The organism is Plesiomonas sp. ISS29 (genome assembly GCF_056522795.1).
In genome coordinates this window covers 1,578,846-1,597,006 of sequence record NZ_JAWRZQ010000001.1, presented here as the reverse complement: position 1 = coordinate 1,597,006, position 18,161 = coordinate 1,578,846, and the positions used below count along the sequence as shown (strand labels likewise).

The window sequence follows — 18,161 nt, the reverse complement described above, 5'->3', positions numbered from 1 at the left end:
TCAAAGCTCCTTCATCACACCTAACCAGCGCGGCAAGGTGTCGGGCTGCAATGACAATTGCAAGACCACATCCGGCAATATAGGGGAGAAATAGAGCAGCAAGATCGCTATCGCGACGCCACTTTTCACCGTTAACGACACGGCAAAGGCGTTCATTTGCGGGGCAAAACGAGAGAGCAACCCTAGCACCATTTCGGAAAGCAGCAGCGCCGCTACCACGGGGCTGGCCAGCACAATCGCCTTACTGATGATCTGGTTGAGCAGCCCCAGTACCGGGTCTAGCGGCGGCCTGCACCCACCCAGCGGATCACACAACTGATAACTGGTGGTAAGTACCTCTAGCATCAGTTCAAGCCCGCCGGCTTGAAGATAGACTACGCTGGCAAACAGGTTAAAAAAGTTGGCCAGCTCGGAAGTATCGACCCCGTTAGCTGGGTCAATACTGCTACTGAGGGTGGCACCGCGCTGGTTATCGATGATGCAACCCAGCGCGTGAAATACCCAGAACGGCCATGCCAGCAAGCACCCCAGCAGCAACCCCACTATCACCTCGCTAGCAATCAGCGCAAGATAGTTAAACGTATCGAAGGGAGGCAATACTGCCGAGGCATGAGGCCACAACGCCACAGCCACCAGCATAGTGACTGAAATACGTGCCACACCGGACAGTACGCTGCTATTGAGAAAGGGCAGGATGAAAAAGATTGGGGCGACTCTGGCAAACGCCAGCGCAGCCGAACCGATCCAGCCGTGGAGATCAAAAAAGAGGGCAAATGGCATCTGTCACCCCGGTGCCAGTGCCAGCCGCATGACTTCACGACCAAACAACAAAAGTGTCTCGCCATACCAACCCGACAGCAAAAACAGGCAGGCGCTAACGCCAAACAACTTGATACCAAACGGCAGAGTCTGCTCCTGCAACTGGGTCACTGTTTGGAACAGACCCACCAACAGCCCGATCACGGTGGCAACTATAATGGGCCAGGCTGCCATCTGCAGCACCAGATACATCGCCTTGTTGCCTGCAAACACCAGATCATTCATCACTCATTCCTCTTGCTGCAGGCATTAGCTGACCAGCTCCAGATATTGCAGAACCATCCCCTTGGAGAGCAAACTCCAGCCATCTAGCGCCACAAAAAGCACCAGTTTGATCGGCACCGAAATGGTAACTGGGCTCATCATCATCATCCCCAGTGCCAGCAAAATGCTGGAGATTACTAGGTCCACCACCACGAAAGGCAGGTAGAGATAAAAGCCTATCTTGAAGGCACTTTTGATCTCACTGAGGGCATAGGCAGGCAGCAGGGAAAATAGGGATGGACGCTCATTTTTCTCGGCAATACCATTCTCACGCTCCTCACGCTGACGCTGTACCTGTTCAAAGAATGCCACCAGATCGGGCTCGGAATACTTGCCCAAGTAACCGCGATAACTCTCCAGCCCATTTTCGACAAATTCGGTGACCGCTTCGGCATTGCTAAAGCTCACCTGCTCCTGCTTGTAGTAGCTATAGGCTTCCTGCATCACAGGTTGCATCACGTACATAGACAGTATCAGGGCTATGCCATTGAGCGTCATGTTTGAGGGCACCTGCTGCAGACCCAGCGCATTACGCACCATCACAAACACGATAGAGAACTTGATAAAACAGGTACCAGAGGCGATCAGGAACGGTAGCAGCGTCGAGAACGCCAGCACCGCGATCATCGATATATCATTTGACATCAGTGGTTCCACCTAACCACTCGGCGATCTCCACACCCAGCGCATCTTCTATCTGCACCAGTTCGCCACGCCCGAGCAAGACCCCGTTGGCGCGCACCTCTACCCGCTGTTCAGCCCCAGCAGGCAACTGTAGCAAGCCCCCGGCGGCCAGCATTTGCAGCTCGTCCAGTGAGAGCATGCGTTGGTGCAAAACAAACTCTAGTCGCACCGGTAACTGACCTAAATCCTGAGTCGGCAACTCGGCATTCTCCTGAGCTGAGTACTCCTGATCTACATACTCCTGTTCTTCATTCCATGTCATCATCATCCCCTCATCATAAGTATGAAAATGTGCCAGCCGCATCTGGTGACAACGCACCTCGGCCAGCTGATCGCAAATAAGCAACACATCACCCGGTCCGACTTGACGTAATGTCTTTGCGCGAACCAGACTCTCCCCTTTCACCCAACGCAGTGGCCAGCGCACGGCCGGCAATGCGAGACGAGCCGGTCCAGATGCAGGCACCTGTGCCAACCAGAGTGGCCCCTCTGCGGTCATCAACCGCAGCAAGGGATTAGATGGAAGGGACTCACTCCCCACTGGCATGCCCACGTGTAGGCGGGAGGTTGTCAGCTCTGCCAGCGGCAGGGTCAGCGGTTGCTCTGTTGCCGCCAGCCACTGGGCAGCCAGTTGATCAGTCCTGACCGAACTGGCCAGCCCCGCCCATTGCGGGGCTACTTGTGCCAACCAGCTAGTGGGTTGCAGCCAGCCAGACCATCCTGCCTCGCTCGCGGTAACAGAGACCCAGACTCCCTCCCGCTTGGGGGGAATCAGCTCAACATCCAGCCCACTGGCGCGCCAACGCTTGGCGGTACTTTCCAGCGCTCGCTGCCTGCTATCAATGCGTCGCAGCTTCAGCATCATGCCTCCTCATCCTCGTCTTGGTGGGCAGGCGTATTGCGCTGTTGCTGCTCATCGCCATCACGGGAAAGCTGCCACTGTTGTGGGTTGCCAGCGAGCCAATGTTCATCGAGCCGTTGATGAACCAGCGCATCGGACGAACTCAACTGCAAACCGCCCCCCATTTGCGGCTGGATCATCACGGCGTGATCCCCCCCCCAGCGCTGAAAGCGGTAGACCAGATCACTATTAGCACTGCTACTCGGTGAGCTCTGCTGCAACTCGGGAGCCGCGCTGTACTGTGTCATCCGCTGCGGGAGGGCTGACTCGGTGGCCACAGGTGATCGCATCGGTTCAGCCCTAGCGCCGCCTTGCAGAAAGACGAGCGACTGCGCCGCCCCTACGTCAGCCAATGAACGCCCCTTACTACTCGCTATCCGTTCGGCCGTTTCATCCGAACGCATAACGGCAAGCGACAGCACCGCCTTCTCCTGCATCTGCTGCGCTGTCTTCTGTGCAGTACTTTCCGACGCAGAGAGCAACGGCTGCAGAGCGGCCAGCTCAAGCGAGCGCGTAGCGGCATCTCCCTTTTCATTCTGTATTAGCAACACAGCGCCTTGTAGACGCTCAAACAGATCCCCTTGCACAATCCGGCTGGTGGCCTCAGCCGCCAGCCCGTTGGCACGGCTCGTCAGAAGGTGACGGGACACTCCGTTCAGCTGCGAGAGTTGTCGGGGGATCAGGGGATGTACTAGCAACATAGATCCGTCCAGAGGCTCCTCATCCTGCCGCGGCTTTTTTTTCAACGGTTCCAAGGCGCGGGTAAACTCCTCCACCACGCCAGAAACGCCATCAGCAGTGGTTATCGCAGCAGGGGGTGCCACAGGGATCACCGGGTTCATTACTTCCATTTCATCCTCTCTTCAAGTTCAGCCTCATCCCTTGCCTGCATGCGCAACCTGTTGCGTCTTGCTTCGGATTTGGCCCAGCGTTGGTATTTATCTTCCTTGCGCAACCAGTGGGCATGCCGCTCCTGCTGCTCTGTTCGTAACTGCATAACCTCTTCCCGCTGCACCACCAGCTCACCCAGCTGCAACGAGAGGTTGAGTTGCTGACGCCGCAGCACCGCCTGCTTGCGCTGCAAAGCAAACAGTTCGGCACTGGCCATGTGGCCAGCTGGGCGCTGAACCAGAATTAACTGCTGCAGCCCTTCGCGCTGCTCATGCAGTGCTTCCTGTTCCTTTTGCAACACGCGGTCACGGTGCGCCAGCTTGGCCAGCTCAGCCTCACAACGCTGCTGACCGATAGCACAGCGCTGCAGCAGGGCTCGAATGCTAGCGGAGTAATTCATTCATACTCAGCTGGGTGTCATCAAAGGGGGTAAATTCAGTAATCGGTTGACGCAACCAACTGATGAGCGGAGCCCGTAGACGCATAACCCTGTCGTTGTCAGCATTCTCCCCCGGCCGGTATTCACCAAGATCAATAAAAAGTTGCAACTCTTCCAGACGCGTCATAAGAGTGCGAATACCTGCTGCTCGTTGCTGCTGCTCCGCAGTGGTAACCTGACCTGCCACCCGGCTGGCACTTTTAAGCACATCAATCGCCGGATAGTGCCCTTGTCCTGCTAGTTTGCGGTTCAGGTAGATGTGACCATCTAGAATCGAGCGGATCTCGTCCGCCAGCGGATCGGGTTCGTCATCCCCCTCCAGCAAGACGGTGTAAAAGGCGGTTATACTGCCGCCGCCGATCGCAGCTCCCGGCCGTTCCAGCAATCTGGGTAGGCTGTCGAACACCGAGGCCGGATAACCACGGCGGGCCGGAGGCTCGCCTGCGGCAAGCGCCACATCGCGCAAGGCGCGGGCATAACGGGTCATGGAGTCGACAAATAGCACCACCCTTTTGCCTTGATCGCGGAAATACTCAGCCACCGTGGTCGCCAGCAACGCCGCGTTGCAACGATCCACCGAAGGGAAATCCGAGGTGGCAAATACCAGCACGCAGCGATCGCGCTTGGTGGAGTTGCGCAGCACTTCGGCAAACTCGGTCACTTCACGTCCCCGCTCGCCAATCAGCCCTATCACGAAGACATCCGCATTCCCATGCTCTGTCAGCATGTGCATCAGCATAGTTTTACCGCACCCTGCGGATGCGAAGATGCCGATCCGCTGGCCAACGCCGCAGGTCAGCAGGCCGTCAATGGCACGCACACCGGTTTCCAGCGGGTCGCGAATCCCCTCTCTTGCCGAATAGGAGGGCGGATCGGCATCTATCATCCGCATCTCCCCCGCAGGGCCGCTGACCGGGGAAAAGCGCTCCACGACCTGACCTGTTGGATCCAATACTGAACCGAGGCAGGCATCGCCGACCCAGGCAGAAAGAGAACAACCGGTTGGCTGCAAGACCACCTCCCGTGACAGACCGCGGCCATTACCGATCAGGCTGAGCACCGCACGCTCACCCTGAAAGCCGACAACCTGGGCACGTGCGACGACTTCACGCTTCTGCCAACTACGATGGATTTCACACAGTTCGCCAATCACCACATCGGGCAACGCTGCCTCTAGGATTGGGCCGGATAGCCGCTGCGGATAAGCCAGCCGACGCAATAGTCGTTGCGCTCTCATCGCAGCAGCGACTCGCTAAATTGCTCCAGATCGTCGAAGTAACCGTTCAAGGCCTCGGAAAAACGCTCAGCATCCATTAGATGATCCGGATGCACCATCGCCTTCAATTCGAGAAATCCATCGGCCTCTGCCAGTTGCAACTGGCCGCCTCGTGCGTAGTCACAGCCACGAATCAGTGCGAACAAAATATCTCCCGCACGCTGGCCCAGCGCCATTTCGTTGTATTCAGCTAACCGTGACCAGAGCCACACCTCATCATTCTGCAACGTGACGTAGATGCTGGGCATATCACGCAGATCCAGCTCAATAGTGGAGTGACTATCCAGCTCTCCGATCAGAGAGGGGTCACAGCCACAGAGTTTGAGTGCATCCTGAACCAGTAAGCTGATATCGGGTACATACATGGATTAAATCCTCAGATGGTTGTAATGACGTTGACAGACACACTGTCGGCAATCTCACCGAACGACAACACCTCCAGATCACGGAAGCGGGTTTCGATCAATTTTTTGATAAAGCGGCGTACATCTACTGATGTGAGCAACACAATGTCCTTATGAGCAATGTTTAACCCCTCAAGCCCTAGCGAAAAGCGGTCCATCACTTCATCCGATACTGCCGGCTCTAGATTTAGAAAAGCCCCCGTTGAGGTCTGGCGAATGCCTTTACGGATCATCTCCTCTAGCTCAGCAGAGAGCATCACCACCCGCAATTCACCGTCAACAGAAAACCGGTGGCAGATATAGCGAGCCAAAGATCCACGCAGGTGCTCCACCAGATTGAGCACATCTTTCTCCCGTGGCGCCCACTGCGCCAGAGACTCCATCACCAGCTTCATATTGCGTACCGAGATGCGCTCGGCCAACAGTCTCTGTACCACTTCGGATATGCGCTGCACCGTGGCATGGCGTAGCACCTCTTTCAGCAGGTCGGGATACTTATTCTCTAGCTGATCCAGCATGTTCTTGGTCTCCTGCACCCCAAAAAACTCCTGCACATGACGAGCTAGTAAGGCGGCTAAGGTCTGATAGAGCTCGTCTTGGGCCGGTCGCAACTGGTAACCGAGGCTGGCCAGTTTCTCCCCCTCGGACGGTTTCACCCAGGCGCAGAGACTGCTACCCTGCATGCTAAAAACCGGCTGCAAACCCATCACTTCCACTTCCTCGTTGTAGTTGACGACCCGTATCAAATCGAAGTGAAGTTCAAACTCTTCTGCGCGAATTTCGTTGATCAATATCGCAACTCGGTTGTCGGCCATTTGTGCGCTGTCACGCAGTAAAAGCTGCGGCAGGCGCACGCCGTAGTCGATAAAAAACTGACTACGCAACCGCTCGGCAAGTTGTACCTGCTCTAGCGCCGCCCGTCGTGACGCTGGCAACAGCAGGATCAGGGGCACGGTTTCGGCGGCGACCTTGTCCAGATCACCGATAAGACCCAAGCCGCTGCTCTGTTCGGTCCCGTCCTCGCTGGCATGGCTAGCAGAACCGGTCGACTGCCCTGTTGCTATACGCTGACTTTCGCGGTGTCTAAGGTAAAAGAGCCCGCTTAGGGCACACGCCAGAATCAGAAATACCGGCAGAGGAAAGCCGGGCAGCATGCCGAACGCTACTGCCATACCCGCGGTCACCAGTAGCACAAAGGGATTTCCTAACAACTGGGTCATTATGTTGCGCCCCATGTTGTCACTGTCGCCATTAACCCGGGTGACAATCAAACCAGCACTGATGGAAATCAGCAGTGCTGGGATCTGAGCCACTAAACCATCACCAATGGTGAGCATGGTGTAGGTAGATAGCGCGGTGGAAAGGTCCATGCCATGCTGGGACATACCGACCGAAATCCCGCCGATGAAATTAACAAAGATGATGATGATGCCTGCAATGGCATCCCCCTTGATGAACTTCATCGCACCATCAAAAGAGCCGTAAAGCTGACTTTCCCGTTCCAGAATACTGCGCCGTTCGCGGGCACCGTCCGCATTTATGATGCCAGCCTTGAGATCAGCATCAATGCTCATCTGTTTGCCGGGCATGCCATCCAGAGAGAAGCGAGCGGCAACTTCTGCTACCCGCTCCGAGCCCTTGGTGATCACGATAAACTGCACGATGGTCACGATAGAGAAAACAACAAAACCTACCGCCAGACTGTCTCCGATAACGAACTGACCGAAGGTGGCGATGATTTCCCCCGCATCCGCTTCAATCAAGATCAGCCGACTGGTGCTAATAGATAGCGCCAGCCGGAACAAGGTGGTGATCAGTAACACCGAAGGAAAGGTCGAAAAACTGAGAATCCGATCGATATAGAAGGAGGCCATGAAAACCAAGACCGACAGCACGATATTAAGACCGATCAAAAAGTCGACCAAAACAGTGGGCAATGGGATAATCAGCATCGCAATGATCATCACCATCAACATTAAAATAAGCAGTTCGGGTCGCGAGCGCACACCGTTCAAAAATGAGTTAAACACCGGCAGTTATTCCATGTTATTGATGAAAATCGAAAGGTTGTAACAGGCTGTCATCCGCTTTTGGCTGAGCTAATCCCAGCTCACGTCGCCCCTCTAAGAGTTCGTGTTGATAGGCAATACCTGCCATCTCGCGCAAAGCATCCAACACCAGCTCAAACCAGCTCTCATCAATAAACAGTGCCAATGGCAAGCTTTTGCTGGCCTTATACAGGGAAAAGAGCAACGCGGAACGATCTCGGTGGCATCTGAGCAGGGCACTTTCGCCAACCGTTTCAGCCAATAGCTGATCCAGCTCCTGCGGATAGCGCAGCATCGACAACAGCAGTAACAACCAACTCTCTTCACGGGGGTTGAAGCCACAGACTAGGGGGCTCGCCAGCAAGGTGCCGACAAATAGGCTATCAGCGGAACGCAGCAACTTGAGCTGGGATAGACGCCCTAGCAAGTTGCCAAACTCCAGCCTAGAACAACTGGCATCAATCGAGTCTGTATCAGCAATCAACGAGCCTTCAATAAAATCGAGCACGAGTGCCCGTCGCTCATAGCCGTAACTGCCGATCCAATCAGCGTAGAGATCCACCTCATGCTCTTCACTTGTCAGAAAGGCACGATAACTCGCCCGCAGCAAGCCAGGGCTCAACGACATCGCCTTGCCAAATAAACGGGCCTTGAGTGCACAATTAATACCCGCCTTGAGCTGACGTGGCTCGCTGCTATCCTCCACCTGCTTAAGCAGATCCTGCAACCGCTTGCGTACTACCTCATCAAGCTTGCGACGACGCAACAACGCACGTAGCACCAACACAAGATCGCTGTCATCAGGGAAAAGGGAACGCAACTGTTGGAGCAAAGCTTCAGTTCTGGCACCGTGTGCTTTCACGATATTCAGGATCTGTTGTACCTTCGGTAGCACATCCTCATCCAGAACCCGCTCGAAACTGTCTGCCAAATCCAAACCCAGTTTCTTCTCGTAGTCACGGCGGTTGCGGAACAGGGTCAGTGCTACCGACATCTCATCGGTGGATTGCGCAAATTTTTCGACTGCGGCGGCCGGATTGAGATCATCCGCCTGCAACGCTTCACTCTGACGCGCTTCACTCTGGCGCTGAGTATCGTGCCGGACATCCGACTTAGCTTGCTGCTTGGGCAAACGCGGGGAAGTAACCGCACTAATTTCCACGAGAGGAGTTCCCAAACCGACGATCCGGCTGCGTATAACCGGGTGAAGAGGAGGTTACCGGCGATTTACCGTTGTTGCTGTCTAGGACATTGCGTAATTGCTGTTGCGTTGGCTCAGGGCTCAGACCTTGTTCGCTGGTAATAGAGCCCACTAAACCACCCGCATCACGCTCGAGTGGACTGCTGATCTCGCGCGGCTGGATCAGAAATACCCGGGCATTATTGGTCTGGCTATCGACGTTATAGCGAAATAGTCCGCCAACTAGCGGTAAATCCCCCAACAAGGGAATCTTGCCTATTTTTTTCTCATTTGAATCAACGGTATAACCACCAAGCAGCAGGCTCTTTCCCTGCGGTACTCTGGCCACAGTGCTAATCAGAGTGCGTGCCACTAGCGGAAGCACGTCTTGGGTATCATCAGACTTACTTGAGCTGTCAATTGCGTGACCATCTTCGATATTCAGCGCCATCTCGATCTCGTCATTGCTGGAGAATCGCGGCAACACGCTCACCATGGTGCCGTAAGTGACATGCTCTAGGCTTGCGTTACGTTCACCCACCAGCCGAGCATAAAAAGTACGGCTGTTATCGAATAGGGCTGGAACATTCTCCTGAGTCAGCACCACAGGACGGGAAACCACATTTGCACGATCCTTCTGCGCCAGCGCCATCACCGAGGCAATAAAGCGGTTACCGTCTAGAGTACTGACTGAACCATTCTGGTTGATGCTAGCACCAAGGCTATCACCTACCGTTATTTGCCCACTCCAGCTGACTCCCATTTGATCCAGATCTTGCCTGTTCATGTCGATGATCCAGAGCGACAACTCTACATGGCGCTTTGCCACATCCAGTTCAGTGACCAGGTTTTCAATAAAACGCACCTGCTCCGCCGTTCCTTTGACCAGCAAACTGTTAGTATCCGGATAGGCCATTACTTTGATATTTCCAGCCGCGGCATCCTGCTTGAGCGCCTCAGGCAAAGTGATCCCGGCCTGATAGGGCTGGCCATTGTCAGAGGATAAGGTTGGCATCGCCGGTGCTTCCCCTTTCAGTTGCTGCAAAGGCTCACTTTCGTCCGCCAGCAACCGCTCGATCACTGTGCCGATGCCGGGTACCACCATTTTCTGATCCCGCATGGCATAGCTGCGGTCACTAACAAAAGTATTGTTGAGCCGGATCACGCCAATTCGTTGCTTGCCCAGACTCACATTGTTACTGTGCTTGTCGAGCATAGCCGCAGCATTAACCACCAGATCAACAAACACAGGTGGGCCGGAAACATAAAACACTCTATTACTGTCCAGTGCCCGCAGCGGATAGCGACGATCGTAGAGTCCGGACTTGCGCAGAAAGTTATTGAACGAATTGAGCGAGGCATTGTTGAGCGACACTACCGCATTGCGACTTTCACTGGCGTCATAGACATAGATAGCCTGACCATCGTGATACCAAATCAACCCCAACTGCTGGCTAATCCGCGCCAACAACTCTTGCGGATCACCTAGCCCGAATTCGCCACTCACCTGCTTGCGGGCAGCCAACTTGCTCACGATGACCGGCTTGTTCAACCGCGAGGAAATCGCATCGAAAAACGAGCGCAAGCTATCCTTTTTAGCGATATAACCAGCGTCTTCATTATTACGCGCCAGCTCACCGGGAGCAGCCAAAGCATCAACGTGCGTCCATAGCGATGCACTCAGCAGCAGGATGCACAAGTTTCTTCGATTCATTTGCTTGCCTGTTGAATGATTATGTTGGTTAAGCCGCGTGGTGACACACCGAGCAGCTGACGTATTTCATTAGAAAAATGGGATGAAGAGGAGTAACCGTGTTTGAGAGCAACCTCAGTCAGAGTTCCCTCCCGCTCGACCACATCGAGTAGCGATCGCGCCATTCGCCAGCCCCGCAATTCAGATTTGGCCGTGCCCCCCAAAGCTTGTCTGCATAAACGCCGAAAGTGAGAATTGGAGACCCCGTAGCGATCCCCCAGATCTTTCAACTTATCACCGTATACCGACTGGGCCAGCAGAAAGCGAACCAACCAATAACTTTCGGTGCCACGCAGTAAGGTCAGCGCCTGTGCAAATTCGGGAACCGGGTTCAACGCCTGTTGCAAAAACCAGTACTCGTAATGTCGCCGCTGTTGGCCAATGGATAACGACGCCTGCGGCAACATTGCCCAACAAAACTCGCCCGCAGGCTGATTGACTTCTTTCGCATCATCAATAAAGGCCAGCAACTTTACCAGCCAATCCACCCTGACCGGCCAGAAGAGACAATCCGATTGCACCGTCACCTCTGCCCGATCTATAAGTAGGAATCCCTGCCAACCGGCAGCTATCGTGACCGACGAGTGAGTGCCGTGAACCACAAAATCCAGAGTTATAGACTCCCCTGTCTGAGTGCTCAGCAACCAGGCCTCCAAGCCAATAACGCTATGATTCTCGCCGGCGCACAACCTTACTTGTGGCTGTAACATATCGCTGTCGGTCATCAGTCAATACCTTCCTAGCTGGTATAAATGTGTTTCTGAGTATCGATGACAAGAGCAGTAACATCCTGATGCAAATCTGATGGGATAACTCACAGTTCGACACAAAAGAGTTCTTCCGCTACCAAAAATTAGGTCAATTAAAGTATTTGAGCGCCAGCCTGCGAGGTTTAGAGGAGAAAGAAAAAGGGAGGCATAATGCCTCCCTTTTTATGTTGCATGTCAGTTAGAGCGGAATAGGGAAGAGAGTAAATTGAATACTTCACCGTGGTTCTATGATTTATTCATTTAATAACAGCTATTTAAATCACTGTCTTATGGCAGAAATTTTGCACGTTAACCAACGTACCCTATTCATTGATAGGGTAGAATCTCCGCTCCGTTAACCTTCGGGACTTCTTTTAAGCTGATATGGTAAATGCCCGATAGATCTTTGGATACGGCTGTAACTTGGAAATTTGCCAGAGGAGAGTACAGTACTTCGCCCTCCTTATTTTCAAACGACAAACCTCCTGGAACGGATAATCGGTTACCACTATTACCTTTCACCTGAAATATGACTTTTAGTTTGTCCTGACTACGTTTTGCAAAATCTTCGGCAACATTTTTATATGTGGATGTAGAGAAGAATTGACCAAGGCTATACGTCGTTACCGTTTTATTTTCCAGATCTCTCTTAAATGTCGAGTACAGTTTATTAATCCCATTCAATGTAATTCCTTGCCCGCGGTGAGTTGTTATATTTTTTCCTGTTGGGATGTACCATGCTTCGGCACCCGTTTTCACGAGTTCTCTAAGATTACTACAATTTATCTTAATCGTTGATTCAAGTTCTTTATTGCCTCGGCTAAAAATCTCATAGCCATGACGATCGCGGTACTCTTCAACAACTTCACTCCCTTTCACTTGCCCCTCCATGGAAGCATTGCCAAACTGATGACGCGCCTCAACATTGAGTGCTTTACATCCTGCATTGCTCTGATAGATCATGGAAAAATCTTCTCGAGTCTTATGGTTTTTTTTATCGGCTTTTTCCACATTAGTTATAATTTCCTGTAACGGGCGTATTTTTCTATCTATATCCTCGATTCCTTTATTGTATCCATTAATTTTCTCGGACAGTATGCGGACATCTTTCTTTAATGCATCAACCTTATCTAAGTCACTATTAATTCTTGTCTGTAATGTTGTTATCACTTGTCGGGCAGATACGGAGCTCTCTTCAGCACCTATCTTGTTAACTGCAGCTTTACGTTCAGCCTGATAACGGCCACCATAAAACATATTTTTAACAAAACTGCTCCCCTGACTTATTTTGAAATAACTATTTTTCAAACGTACGGTAGCATTCTTACCATATTTTTCTGACACAGACTGAAGAGTATTAAGTAATTTTTTATTGCCTGCAGTAGCACTTTTACACGCAGCAATAGCTTTATTTTTTTCAGTTACGGTATTTCTAACACCAGAGATCTTATTCGAAAGGTTTTTCTTTAATTCGTATAGTTCTAACCGTTTTTTTTGCATAGCATCCAAAGATGCTACGGGTTGATTTCTTATAGAATTTACTAGCACTTTATTTCTCTTTATATTAAATGCGTAAATATTGCCGAACACCTGAAATATTAATAACAAAGGTAATGATTCCAGATTTTAATTTGGAGAACTTTTAAAAAACGCCCTTAACCAGCATTAATGGCATTTCAAGAACCGTTCATTGATTCGAACATCAACCTAGTTATCGATTCCGTTGTTCTTAACATATTTTGTGAAAAAAATGAAAATTAGTGCAGCCCCCGCTAATACCCAAGGAGTCGCCAATAAACAATCACTTTAAAAGATGATTAGTACTTTCAAAAAACATTGAGAAACTGATCTTTAGCGATATATTTTAGAAAAAATGGATTAAGTGGTTTAAAAATTCTTTATTCCCCACAATTAATCACCGCGTAAAAATGGCTTAGTGCATCGAAAGAATACAACTTGAAAAATGACAAGGAATTATAAAAAACAAAAAAAATAATTTAGACCTACACTCTAAATTTATTCATGTTTTTTCATTTTTATTTATTGAGCATGACGGCGTACTATCAATCGCAACAAGTGTAATCGTACATATCAATCAGTACCACACCCTAAATAAATTTAACTCTCAAATGAGAAACAATAAATGACAATGCATATAAATGCTATCACTTGCAGACAGTTTGTCTTCGGGGATTTCATCTTGCATTCGGATGGAATACTCATCAGTCCACAGCAACAGCTACAACTGCCACCAAAGGAGCTGGCGGTACTTATCAACCTGCTTGAAAGTGCCGGTGAACTAGTCACCAAAGAAGCGCTGCTCAACCGAGTATGGCCGAATCAAGACGTCAACGAAGAGTCACTTACACGCTGTATTTACGCGCTTCGCCGTATATTGCAGGAAAATAAGGCTAACCGTTACATTGAGACCACCTATGGCAAGGGCTACCGCTTCTGTCGTCCGGTGACCAACATGAATCGGCAAACCGCTCATACCCATCACAGTACGCTGGCAATCTTACCGTTTCGTACCCATGAGACACTCAATAGCAGCAGCCTGCACGACTCCTTGGTCGAGGGGTTGGCGCTCCACACCGATACTAGGCTGGCGGTCCTGCCCGCAGCTATCACCCACCAGTGCCACGATGCAATGCAGATCATTGCCTTAATAGATAACTTGCGCCCTGATTACTATCTGGCGGGACAAACCCAGCCCCATAACGACGGCTGGCAAGTAAGGGTAGAGCTTGTTGAAGCCGAAAGGCACCGTTTGTTGCATCACGATACCCTGACGCTGACAGCAGATCAGTCGTTGACTCAGTTACAACAGTGGTTGGCCGGCATGCTGAGCAAGCATCTGGCAGGCGTGCAGCAGAATAGCCAGTCCAAGTCTGAGCCCATCAAATTTGACAGCTCGTTGACCTATCTCGATGACCGTAACGCTCAGCTACAATTCACCTCATCTAACCAGCAGCTACTGCGCCAAGCCAGCCAGGGCGTTGTTGCGGACCTACAGTGTTCAAAGGGCTCAATGGCATGAAGGCTCGGTGGGTCATATTGCTGGCATTGGTGCTAGCCGGCACTGTGCGCGCCGATTGCTGGCAGCACGCAGGGGCTATGTTCAAGATAGACCCATCACTGCTGATGGCTATTGCCCAACAAGAGTCGGCACTGAATCCCAAAGCCATCGGCCATAATCGGGATGGCAGCCGTGACCTTGGCTTGATGCAAATTAACTCCGGGCACCTGCCCCATCTCACACGACTCGGAATCAGCGAGCAACGACTACTCAATGAGCCCTGTATTTCCGTCATCGTTGGCGCCTCAATTCTGGCCGACATGATGAACCGCTACGGCTACTCATGGGAAGCCGTAGGAGCCTATAACGCAGGCACTGCACCAGAACGGCAAGCGCTGCGTATGCGTTACGCCAAGCAGATATTGGTACGCTATCAAAAGCTACGATCCCCATAACAACTATCAATAATTATCAATAGCAATCAATAACTAACATTTTTTATTAATGGAGCACTCATCATGATTTCTATGACCGCCACCATGCAATCTAGGATCTCATCTGTCACCAGTAGCTATCCTCCCCCCTCCCAGGTACAGAGACTGGCAAAAGCATTTCTTACTGCGAGGAATACAGACCTACAAACGGCCCCCCTTCGTCGTCCATTACGCCCCAATACCGTGATGCAACGGTTTCAGCAAATGAAGCCTGAGCAACGCCAGAACTTCCTAAATGTCCTCAACAAGGTGGCATCAGGAGCTCCAGCCCCTGTCAAACCACGAATCCAGCGACAGGAAAATGCCAATGAACTCCTTAAAAAGATAACTCCACCCCCAAATCGTACCAATCAATCAATCGCGCCAGGAATCATCCCACCACCACCACCGCCACCGATGCCACAAGCTGAACCCAACATATCCCAAGGCCCTCGGCAGTGGAGAGAAGTGATTGCTACCGACCGCCAGGAAATCCTTGCCGAGCGTGACTCTCGCCGCGTAATGATCAAGCCACACATGCCACCTGGCATGAATAACCTAATGGAAGAACTGACAGCCCGATTGAAACAACGCGGCAACATTAGCGCGTAAGCGTAGCCCCGCTAGGGGGCTGCGCAGATTTCTCTCATGCTGCCCATCAGTTTTCCATCAGGAAGTAACTTTGCCCCTGCAATAAAGTGCAGATAAATATCGCATCAATGCCATCACGGACCCTATGACAACTAACGATCTCCTTTGTGGCACGCCGCACAGCTTTGCGGTTCGCCTGCTCAACGGCCCCCTGTGCGGTTGCGAGTATCAACTATCAACTCCCAGAACCCTGTTTCTAGTGGGTGATGCAGAAGCATTGATGCCGGCAGAAGCCCCTGCCGACTTTCCTGCGGATTCCCTCTACATTCCGCTCGCCAGCGGCGGCATCAACTTCGAGATCATGTTGACTCCGGAAAACAAGGCCCAGCTGACACTGCGTGAGCTCGGTAGCAACGCCGCCCCTGAGCATAATATCGTGTTTAATGAACCCTTTAGCGTCGGCAGCCTGATGCTGGCCGTTCGTCCGATACAGGAAGCGTGGGCAAACGCCGTACTCTCATACCCGACAGCAGAGCCAACCCCGACAAGAACAATACCACTGCGCAACAAAACGGCTATCGTCATTTTCATCGGCTTGCTACTGACATTGCTGATATCTGGATACTACTGGCAACTTTACAGCCAGCAGCGCCAGAGCCGAGAGCTGTCCTCTCTGCTGGGCAATGAAGCCACTCGTTTTCAGGTGCTCCCTGGTCGTAATGGCCTTTTGTATGTAAGCGCCAACAACGAGCGTGACCGTTCTTGGGCCAAACAAGTGTTGGCACGCGGTGACTATCGCGATCCAGCCACGGTCATCAGTCCGCAGCAGGAAAATGAACGCATTGCCCGTTGGCTAGCCAATAACTATCCCGAGCTAGCTTATTATCGCTTGCAACTGGATAACCCGCGAAAACCGCAACTCTGGATCAGCCGTCAACGAACCAAACTAAGTGAGCCGCAGCGGCAAACTCTGCTCAAGCAACTGACTGAACAACTGCCTTATGCTGATCAGCTACTGTTGCAGATGGTCGATGACAATCTTGCTGTCAGTAGCGCCGAAAACGGTCTGATCCGGCAAGCACTGCCTTACCGCCGTAGCGATCGTTCCGGCGGTGTCACCTTCCTGATCGAAGGCGCGCTGAACGATGGTGAACTGTTGCGAGCACAACGCTTTGTCGAGGATTACTACCGACAGTGGGGCACCCGTTATGTGCAGTTTGCAATCGAATTGAAAGATGACTGGCTCAAAGGCAAGTCTTTCAAATATGGTGGCCAGGGCTACGTCAAAATGACACCCGGTCACTGGTATTTCCCCAAACCCCTTTAACTTACTGAGAACTTTTTTATGACGTGGAGCCTTAATGACATGACTCTTAGTAGTCTGTCCAGCATGTTCGATACCGGTACTGAAGAGATACAAAACGAGCTAGAGGCAGCCCTGAATGCACTGTCAGAAAATCCCTCCGACCCTCAGGTGCTAGCCGAGTATCAGAGCCGCTTGTCCGAGTACAACCTTTACCGGAACGCACAATCCAACACGGTCAAGGTATTCAAGGACATCGACGCCGCAATTATCCAGAACTTCCGTTAACTATTTCCGTTGCCGGCCACAAAGATCGGCAACAATAGGAGCACATACATGTATTCTATTTCAGCCCTATCCAATTATCTGGATATCACCGGCAACGAGGGTCAAATTGTCTCTCTTGATGATCGCTTGATTGAGGCATTTTCCCAAAGCGCAGTCCGTATCGGCCAAGAGCAAACCAACATTCTCAGTCAATTGGATCGTCCGGCAGAGCTCAGTGATCCCGCCGTATTGTTTGAACTGCAGCAGCGCACCGCCAACTACAACTTGGACGTTTCCATGATCAGCACCCTGACCCGCAAAGCGGTAGGTGCCGTGGAAACGTTGTTACGCTCATGATGCGCCGGGTATTACTGGCGGCAGCTATGATGCTCACCCTAACCGCCTGTCAGCAGCAGGATCTACTCAAGGGGCTGGATCAACAGCAGGCCAATGAGGTGATTGCCGTCTTGCAACGCAACAATATTGAAGCTAGCAAGCAGGATCGAGGTAAAGAGGGTTATAGCATCGGCGTAGCCCAACCGGACTTCGCCGCCGCGGTCGACTGGCTGAAAACATACAACCTGCCCTCTCGCCCACGAATGGAAATCTCCGACATGTTCCCGACCGACTCGCTGGTATCCTCGCCACGAGCCGAGAAAGCCCGCCTCTATTCCGCCATCGAACAGCGGCTGGAGCAGTCATTGCAAACCATCGACGGCATTCTCTCCGCCCGAGTCCACGTTAGCTATGATGTAGATTCGGGTGAAAACAGCCGTTCAGCCAAACCGACTCATCTCTCGGCGCTGGCCGTCTATGACCGCGAAATAGATCCTTCGCAGACCCTGAACGACATCAAGCGCTTTCTGAAAAACAGCTTCTCGGATATCGAGTACGAAAACATTTCAGTGGTGCTCTCCCGTCGTCAAGAGACCCAGCAGCAAGCGCCTGTTTCTCCCTCAGGGCAAGTACAAGATAACTGGTCACTAACTGTGCTCGCCTTAACTTTGCTCATCCTGCTAGCTGGTGCGGCTGGCTGGCTCTGGCAACGACGCAATACCCCTAAGCCGTTATCTGGTACGACTAATGATAGCGGGCAATAG

19 protein-coding genes and 2 pseudogenes are annotated in these 18,161 nt (G+C 51.9%); 8 read left to right on the top strand and 13 right to left on the bottom strand.

Features of this window, described 5'->3' with window-relative positions:
• From sctT to AC1HDJ_RS07085, 13 genes are all read right to left on the bottom strand, one after another.
• The gene (gene sctT, locus AC1HDJ_RS07145; RefSeq protein ID WP_479534585.1) at positions 1 to 780 is read right to left on the bottom strand and encodes a type III secretion system export apparatus subunit SctT; all 780 of its coding nucleotides are present in this window, start codon (positions 778 to 780) and stop codon (positions 1 to 3) included.
• Positions 781 to 783: 3 nt separating this feature from the next.
• The gene (locus tag AC1HDJ_RS07140) at positions 784 to 1,044 is read right to left on the bottom strand and encodes an EscS/YscS/HrcS family type III secretion system export apparatus protein (protein ID WP_479534583.1); all 261 of its coding nucleotides are present in this window, start codon (positions 1,042 to 1,044) and stop codon (positions 784 to 786) included.
• A gap of 24 nt (positions 1,045 to 1,068) precedes the next feature.
• Entirely contained in the window at positions 1,069 to 1,728 is a 660-nt protein-coding gene (locus tag AC1HDJ_RS07135) for an EscR/YscR/HrcR family type III secretion system export apparatus protein (protein ID WP_479534581.1), read from the bottom strand.
• Complete coding sequence (locus AC1HDJ_RS07130; RefSeq protein WP_479534579.1) at positions 1,718 to 2,632, bottom strand: YscQ/HrcQ family type III secretion apparatus protein; 915 nt, start codon at positions 2,630 to 2,632, stop codon at positions 1,718 to 1,720. Before AC1HDJ_RS07130 ends, AC1HDJ_RS07135 begins: the two co-directional genes overlap by 11 nt.
• Positions 2,629 to 3,318: a SpaN/EivJ family type III secretion system needle length determinant gene (locus AC1HDJ_RS07125; RefSeq protein ID WP_479534577.1), complete on the bottom strand. Its 690-nt coding sequence runs from the start codon at positions 3,316 to 3,318 to the stop codon at positions 2,629 to 2,631. Before AC1HDJ_RS07125 ends, AC1HDJ_RS07130 begins: the two co-directional genes overlap by 4 nt.
• Before the next feature lie 191 nt (positions 3,319 to 3,509).
• The gene (locus AC1HDJ_RS07120; protein ID WP_479534575.1) at positions 3,510 to 3,959 is read right to left on the bottom strand and encodes a hypothetical protein; all 450 of its coding nucleotides are present in this window, start codon (positions 3,957 to 3,959) and stop codon (positions 3,510 to 3,512) included.
• A complete protein-coding gene (sctN, locus tag AC1HDJ_RS07115; RefSeq protein WP_479534573.1) occupies positions 3,943 to 5,235 on the bottom strand; it encodes a type III secretion system ATPase SctN in 1,293 nt (430 codons plus the stop codon). Before sctN ends, AC1HDJ_RS07120 begins: the two co-directional genes overlap by 17 nt.
• Positions 5,232 to 5,639: an SPI-1 type III secretion system chaperone SpaK gene (spaK, locus tag AC1HDJ_RS07110; RefSeq protein WP_479534571.1), complete on the bottom strand. Its 408-nt coding sequence runs from the start codon at positions 5,637 to 5,639 to the stop codon at positions 5,232 to 5,234. Before spaK ends, sctN begins: the two co-directional genes overlap by 4 nt.
• Before the next feature lie 11 nt (positions 5,640 to 5,650).
• The gene (locus tag AC1HDJ_RS07105) at positions 5,651 to 7,708 is read right to left on the bottom strand and encodes an EscV/YscV/HrcV family type III secretion system export apparatus protein (protein WP_479534569.1); all 2,058 of its coding nucleotides are present in this window, start codon (positions 7,706 to 7,708) and stop codon (positions 5,651 to 5,653) included.
• A gap of 16 nt (positions 7,709 to 7,724) precedes the next feature.
• Entirely contained in the window at positions 7,725 to 8,888 is a 1,164-nt protein-coding gene (gene sctW / locus AC1HDJ_RS07100; protein ID WP_479534567.1) for a type III secretion system gatekeeper subunit SctW, read from the bottom strand.
• Positions 8,878 to 10,620: a type III secretion system outer membrane ring subunit SctC gene (sctC, locus tag AC1HDJ_RS07095; protein WP_479534565.1), complete on the bottom strand. Its 1,743-nt coding sequence runs from the start codon at positions 10,618 to 10,620 to the stop codon at positions 8,878 to 8,880. The genes sctW and sctC overlap by 11 nt, the downstream gene beginning before the upstream one ends.
• A complete protein-coding gene (locus tag AC1HDJ_RS07090) occupies positions 10,617 to 11,180 on the bottom strand; it encodes a helix-turn-helix domain-containing protein (protein WP_479534563.1) in 564 nt (187 codons plus the stop codon). The genes sctC and AC1HDJ_RS07090 overlap by 4 nt, the downstream gene beginning before the upstream one ends.
• A gap of 555 nt (positions 11,181 to 11,735) precedes the next feature.
• Entirely contained in the window at positions 11,736 to 13,016 is a 1,281-nt protein-coding gene (locus AC1HDJ_RS07085) for an ADP-ribosyltransferase domain-containing protein (protein WP_479534561.1), read from the bottom strand.
• Between the two features lie 535 nt (positions 13,017 to 13,551).
• Here AC1HDJ_RS07085 and AC1HDJ_RS07080 point away from each other — a divergent pair.
• From AC1HDJ_RS07080 to AC1HDJ_RS07045, 8 genes and pseudogenes are all read left to right on the top strand, one after another.
• The gene (locus AC1HDJ_RS07080; protein ID WP_479534559.1) at positions 13,552 to 14,448 is read left to right on the top strand and encodes a winged helix-turn-helix domain-containing protein; all 897 of its coding nucleotides are present in this window, start codon (positions 13,552 to 13,554) and stop codon (positions 14,446 to 14,448) included.
• Positions 14,445 to 14,882 (top strand): type III secretion system invasion protein IagB, encoded by a 438-nt coding sequence (gene iagB / locus AC1HDJ_RS07075; RefSeq protein ID WP_479534557.1) that lies wholly within the window; start codon positions 14,445 to 14,447, stop codon positions 14,880 to 14,882. The genes AC1HDJ_RS07080 and iagB overlap by 4 nt, the downstream gene beginning before the upstream one ends.
• 243 nt (positions 14,883 to 15,125) lie before the next feature.
• Positions 15,126 to 15,512, top strand: a complete 387-nt coding sequence (locus tag AC1HDJ_RS07070) for a hypothetical protein (RefSeq protein ID WP_479534555.1) — start codon at positions 15,126 to 15,128, stop codon at positions 15,510 to 15,512.
• Positions 15,513 to 15,636: 124 nt separating this feature from the next.
• Positions 15,637 to 16,818, top strand: a complete 1,182-nt coding sequence (locus AC1HDJ_RS07065) for a PrgH/EprH family type III secretion apparatus protein (RefSeq protein ID WP_479534553.1) — start codon at positions 15,637 to 15,639, stop codon at positions 16,816 to 16,818.
• Positions 16,819 to 16,857: 39 nt separating this feature from the next.
• Positions 16,858 to 17,082, top strand: a complete 225-nt coding sequence (locus AC1HDJ_RS07060) for a type III secretion system needle complex protein (RefSeq protein WP_479534551.1) — start codon at positions 16,858 to 16,860, stop codon at positions 17,080 to 17,082.
• Between the two features lie 48 nt (positions 17,083 to 17,130).
• Positions 17,131 to 17,355 (top strand): annotated as a pseudogene (gene sctI, locus AC1HDJ_RS07055) (type III secretion system inner rod subunit SctI); the annotation flags it as partial.
• A pseudogene (gene sctI, locus AC1HDJ_RS07050) lies at positions 17,338 to 17,418 on the top strand (type III secretion system inner rod subunit SctI); the annotation flags it as partial. The pseudogenes sctI (AC1HDJ_RS07055) and sctI (AC1HDJ_RS07050), both read left to right, overlap by 18 nt.
• Complete coding sequence (locus AC1HDJ_RS07045) at positions 17,415 to 18,161, top strand: EscJ/YscJ/HrcJ family type III secretion inner membrane ring protein (RefSeq protein WP_479534549.1); 747 nt, start codon at positions 17,415 to 17,417, stop codon at positions 18,159 to 18,161. The pseudogene sctI (AC1HDJ_RS07050) and the gene AC1HDJ_RS07045, both read left to right, overlap by 4 nt.

Coding starts and splice junctions, on each gene's coding strand:
- sctT (WP_479534585.1), bottom strand. CDS start 780: ATGCCATTTGCCCTCTTTTTTGATCTCCACGGCTGGATCGGTTCGGCT.
- AC1HDJ_RS07140 (WP_479534583.1), bottom strand. CDS start 1,044: ATGAATGATCTGGTGTTTGCAGGCAACAAGGCGATGTATCTGGTGCTG.
- AC1HDJ_RS07135 (WP_479534581.1), bottom strand. CDS start 1,728: ATGTCAAATGATATATCGATGATCGCGGTGCTGGCGTTCTCGACGCTG.
- AC1HDJ_RS07130 (WP_479534579.1), bottom strand. CDS start 2,632: ATGATGCTGAAGCTGCGACGCATTGATAGCAGGCAGCGAGCGCTGGAA.
- AC1HDJ_RS07120 (WP_479534575.1), bottom strand. CDS start 3,959: ATGAATTACTCCGCTAGCATTCGAGCCCTGCTGCAGCGCTGTGCTATC.
- sctN (WP_479534573.1), bottom strand. CDS start 5,235: ATGAGAGCGCAACGACTATTGCGTCGGCTGGCTTATCCGCAGCGGCTA.
- spaK (WP_479534571.1), bottom strand. CDS start 5,639: ATGTATGTACCCGATATCAGCTTACTGGTTCAGGATGCACTCAAACTC.
- sctC (WP_479534565.1), bottom strand. CDS start 10,620: ATGAATCGAAGAAACTTGTGCATCCTGCTGCTGAGTGCATCGCTATGG.
- AC1HDJ_RS07080 (WP_479534559.1), top strand. CDS start 13,552: ATGACAATGCATATAAATGCTATCACTTGCAGACAGTTTGTCTTCGGG.
- iagB (WP_479534557.1), top strand. CDS start 14,445: ATGAAGGCTCGGTGGGTCATATTGCTGGCATTGGTGCTAGCCGGCACT.
- AC1HDJ_RS07070 (WP_479534555.1), top strand. CDS start 15,126: ATGAAGCCTGAGCAACGCCAGAACTTCCTAAATGTCCTCAACAAGGTG.
- AC1HDJ_RS07065 (WP_479534553.1), top strand. CDS start 15,637: ATGACAACTAACGATCTCCTTTGTGGCACGCCGCACAGCTTTGCGGTT.
- AC1HDJ_RS07060 (WP_479534551.1), top strand. CDS start 16,858: ATGACTCTTAGTAGTCTGTCCAGCATGTTCGATACCGGTACTGAAGAG.
- AC1HDJ_RS07045 (WP_479534549.1), top strand. CDS start 17,415: ATGATGCGCCGGGTATTACTGGCGGCAGCTATGATGCTCACCCTAACC.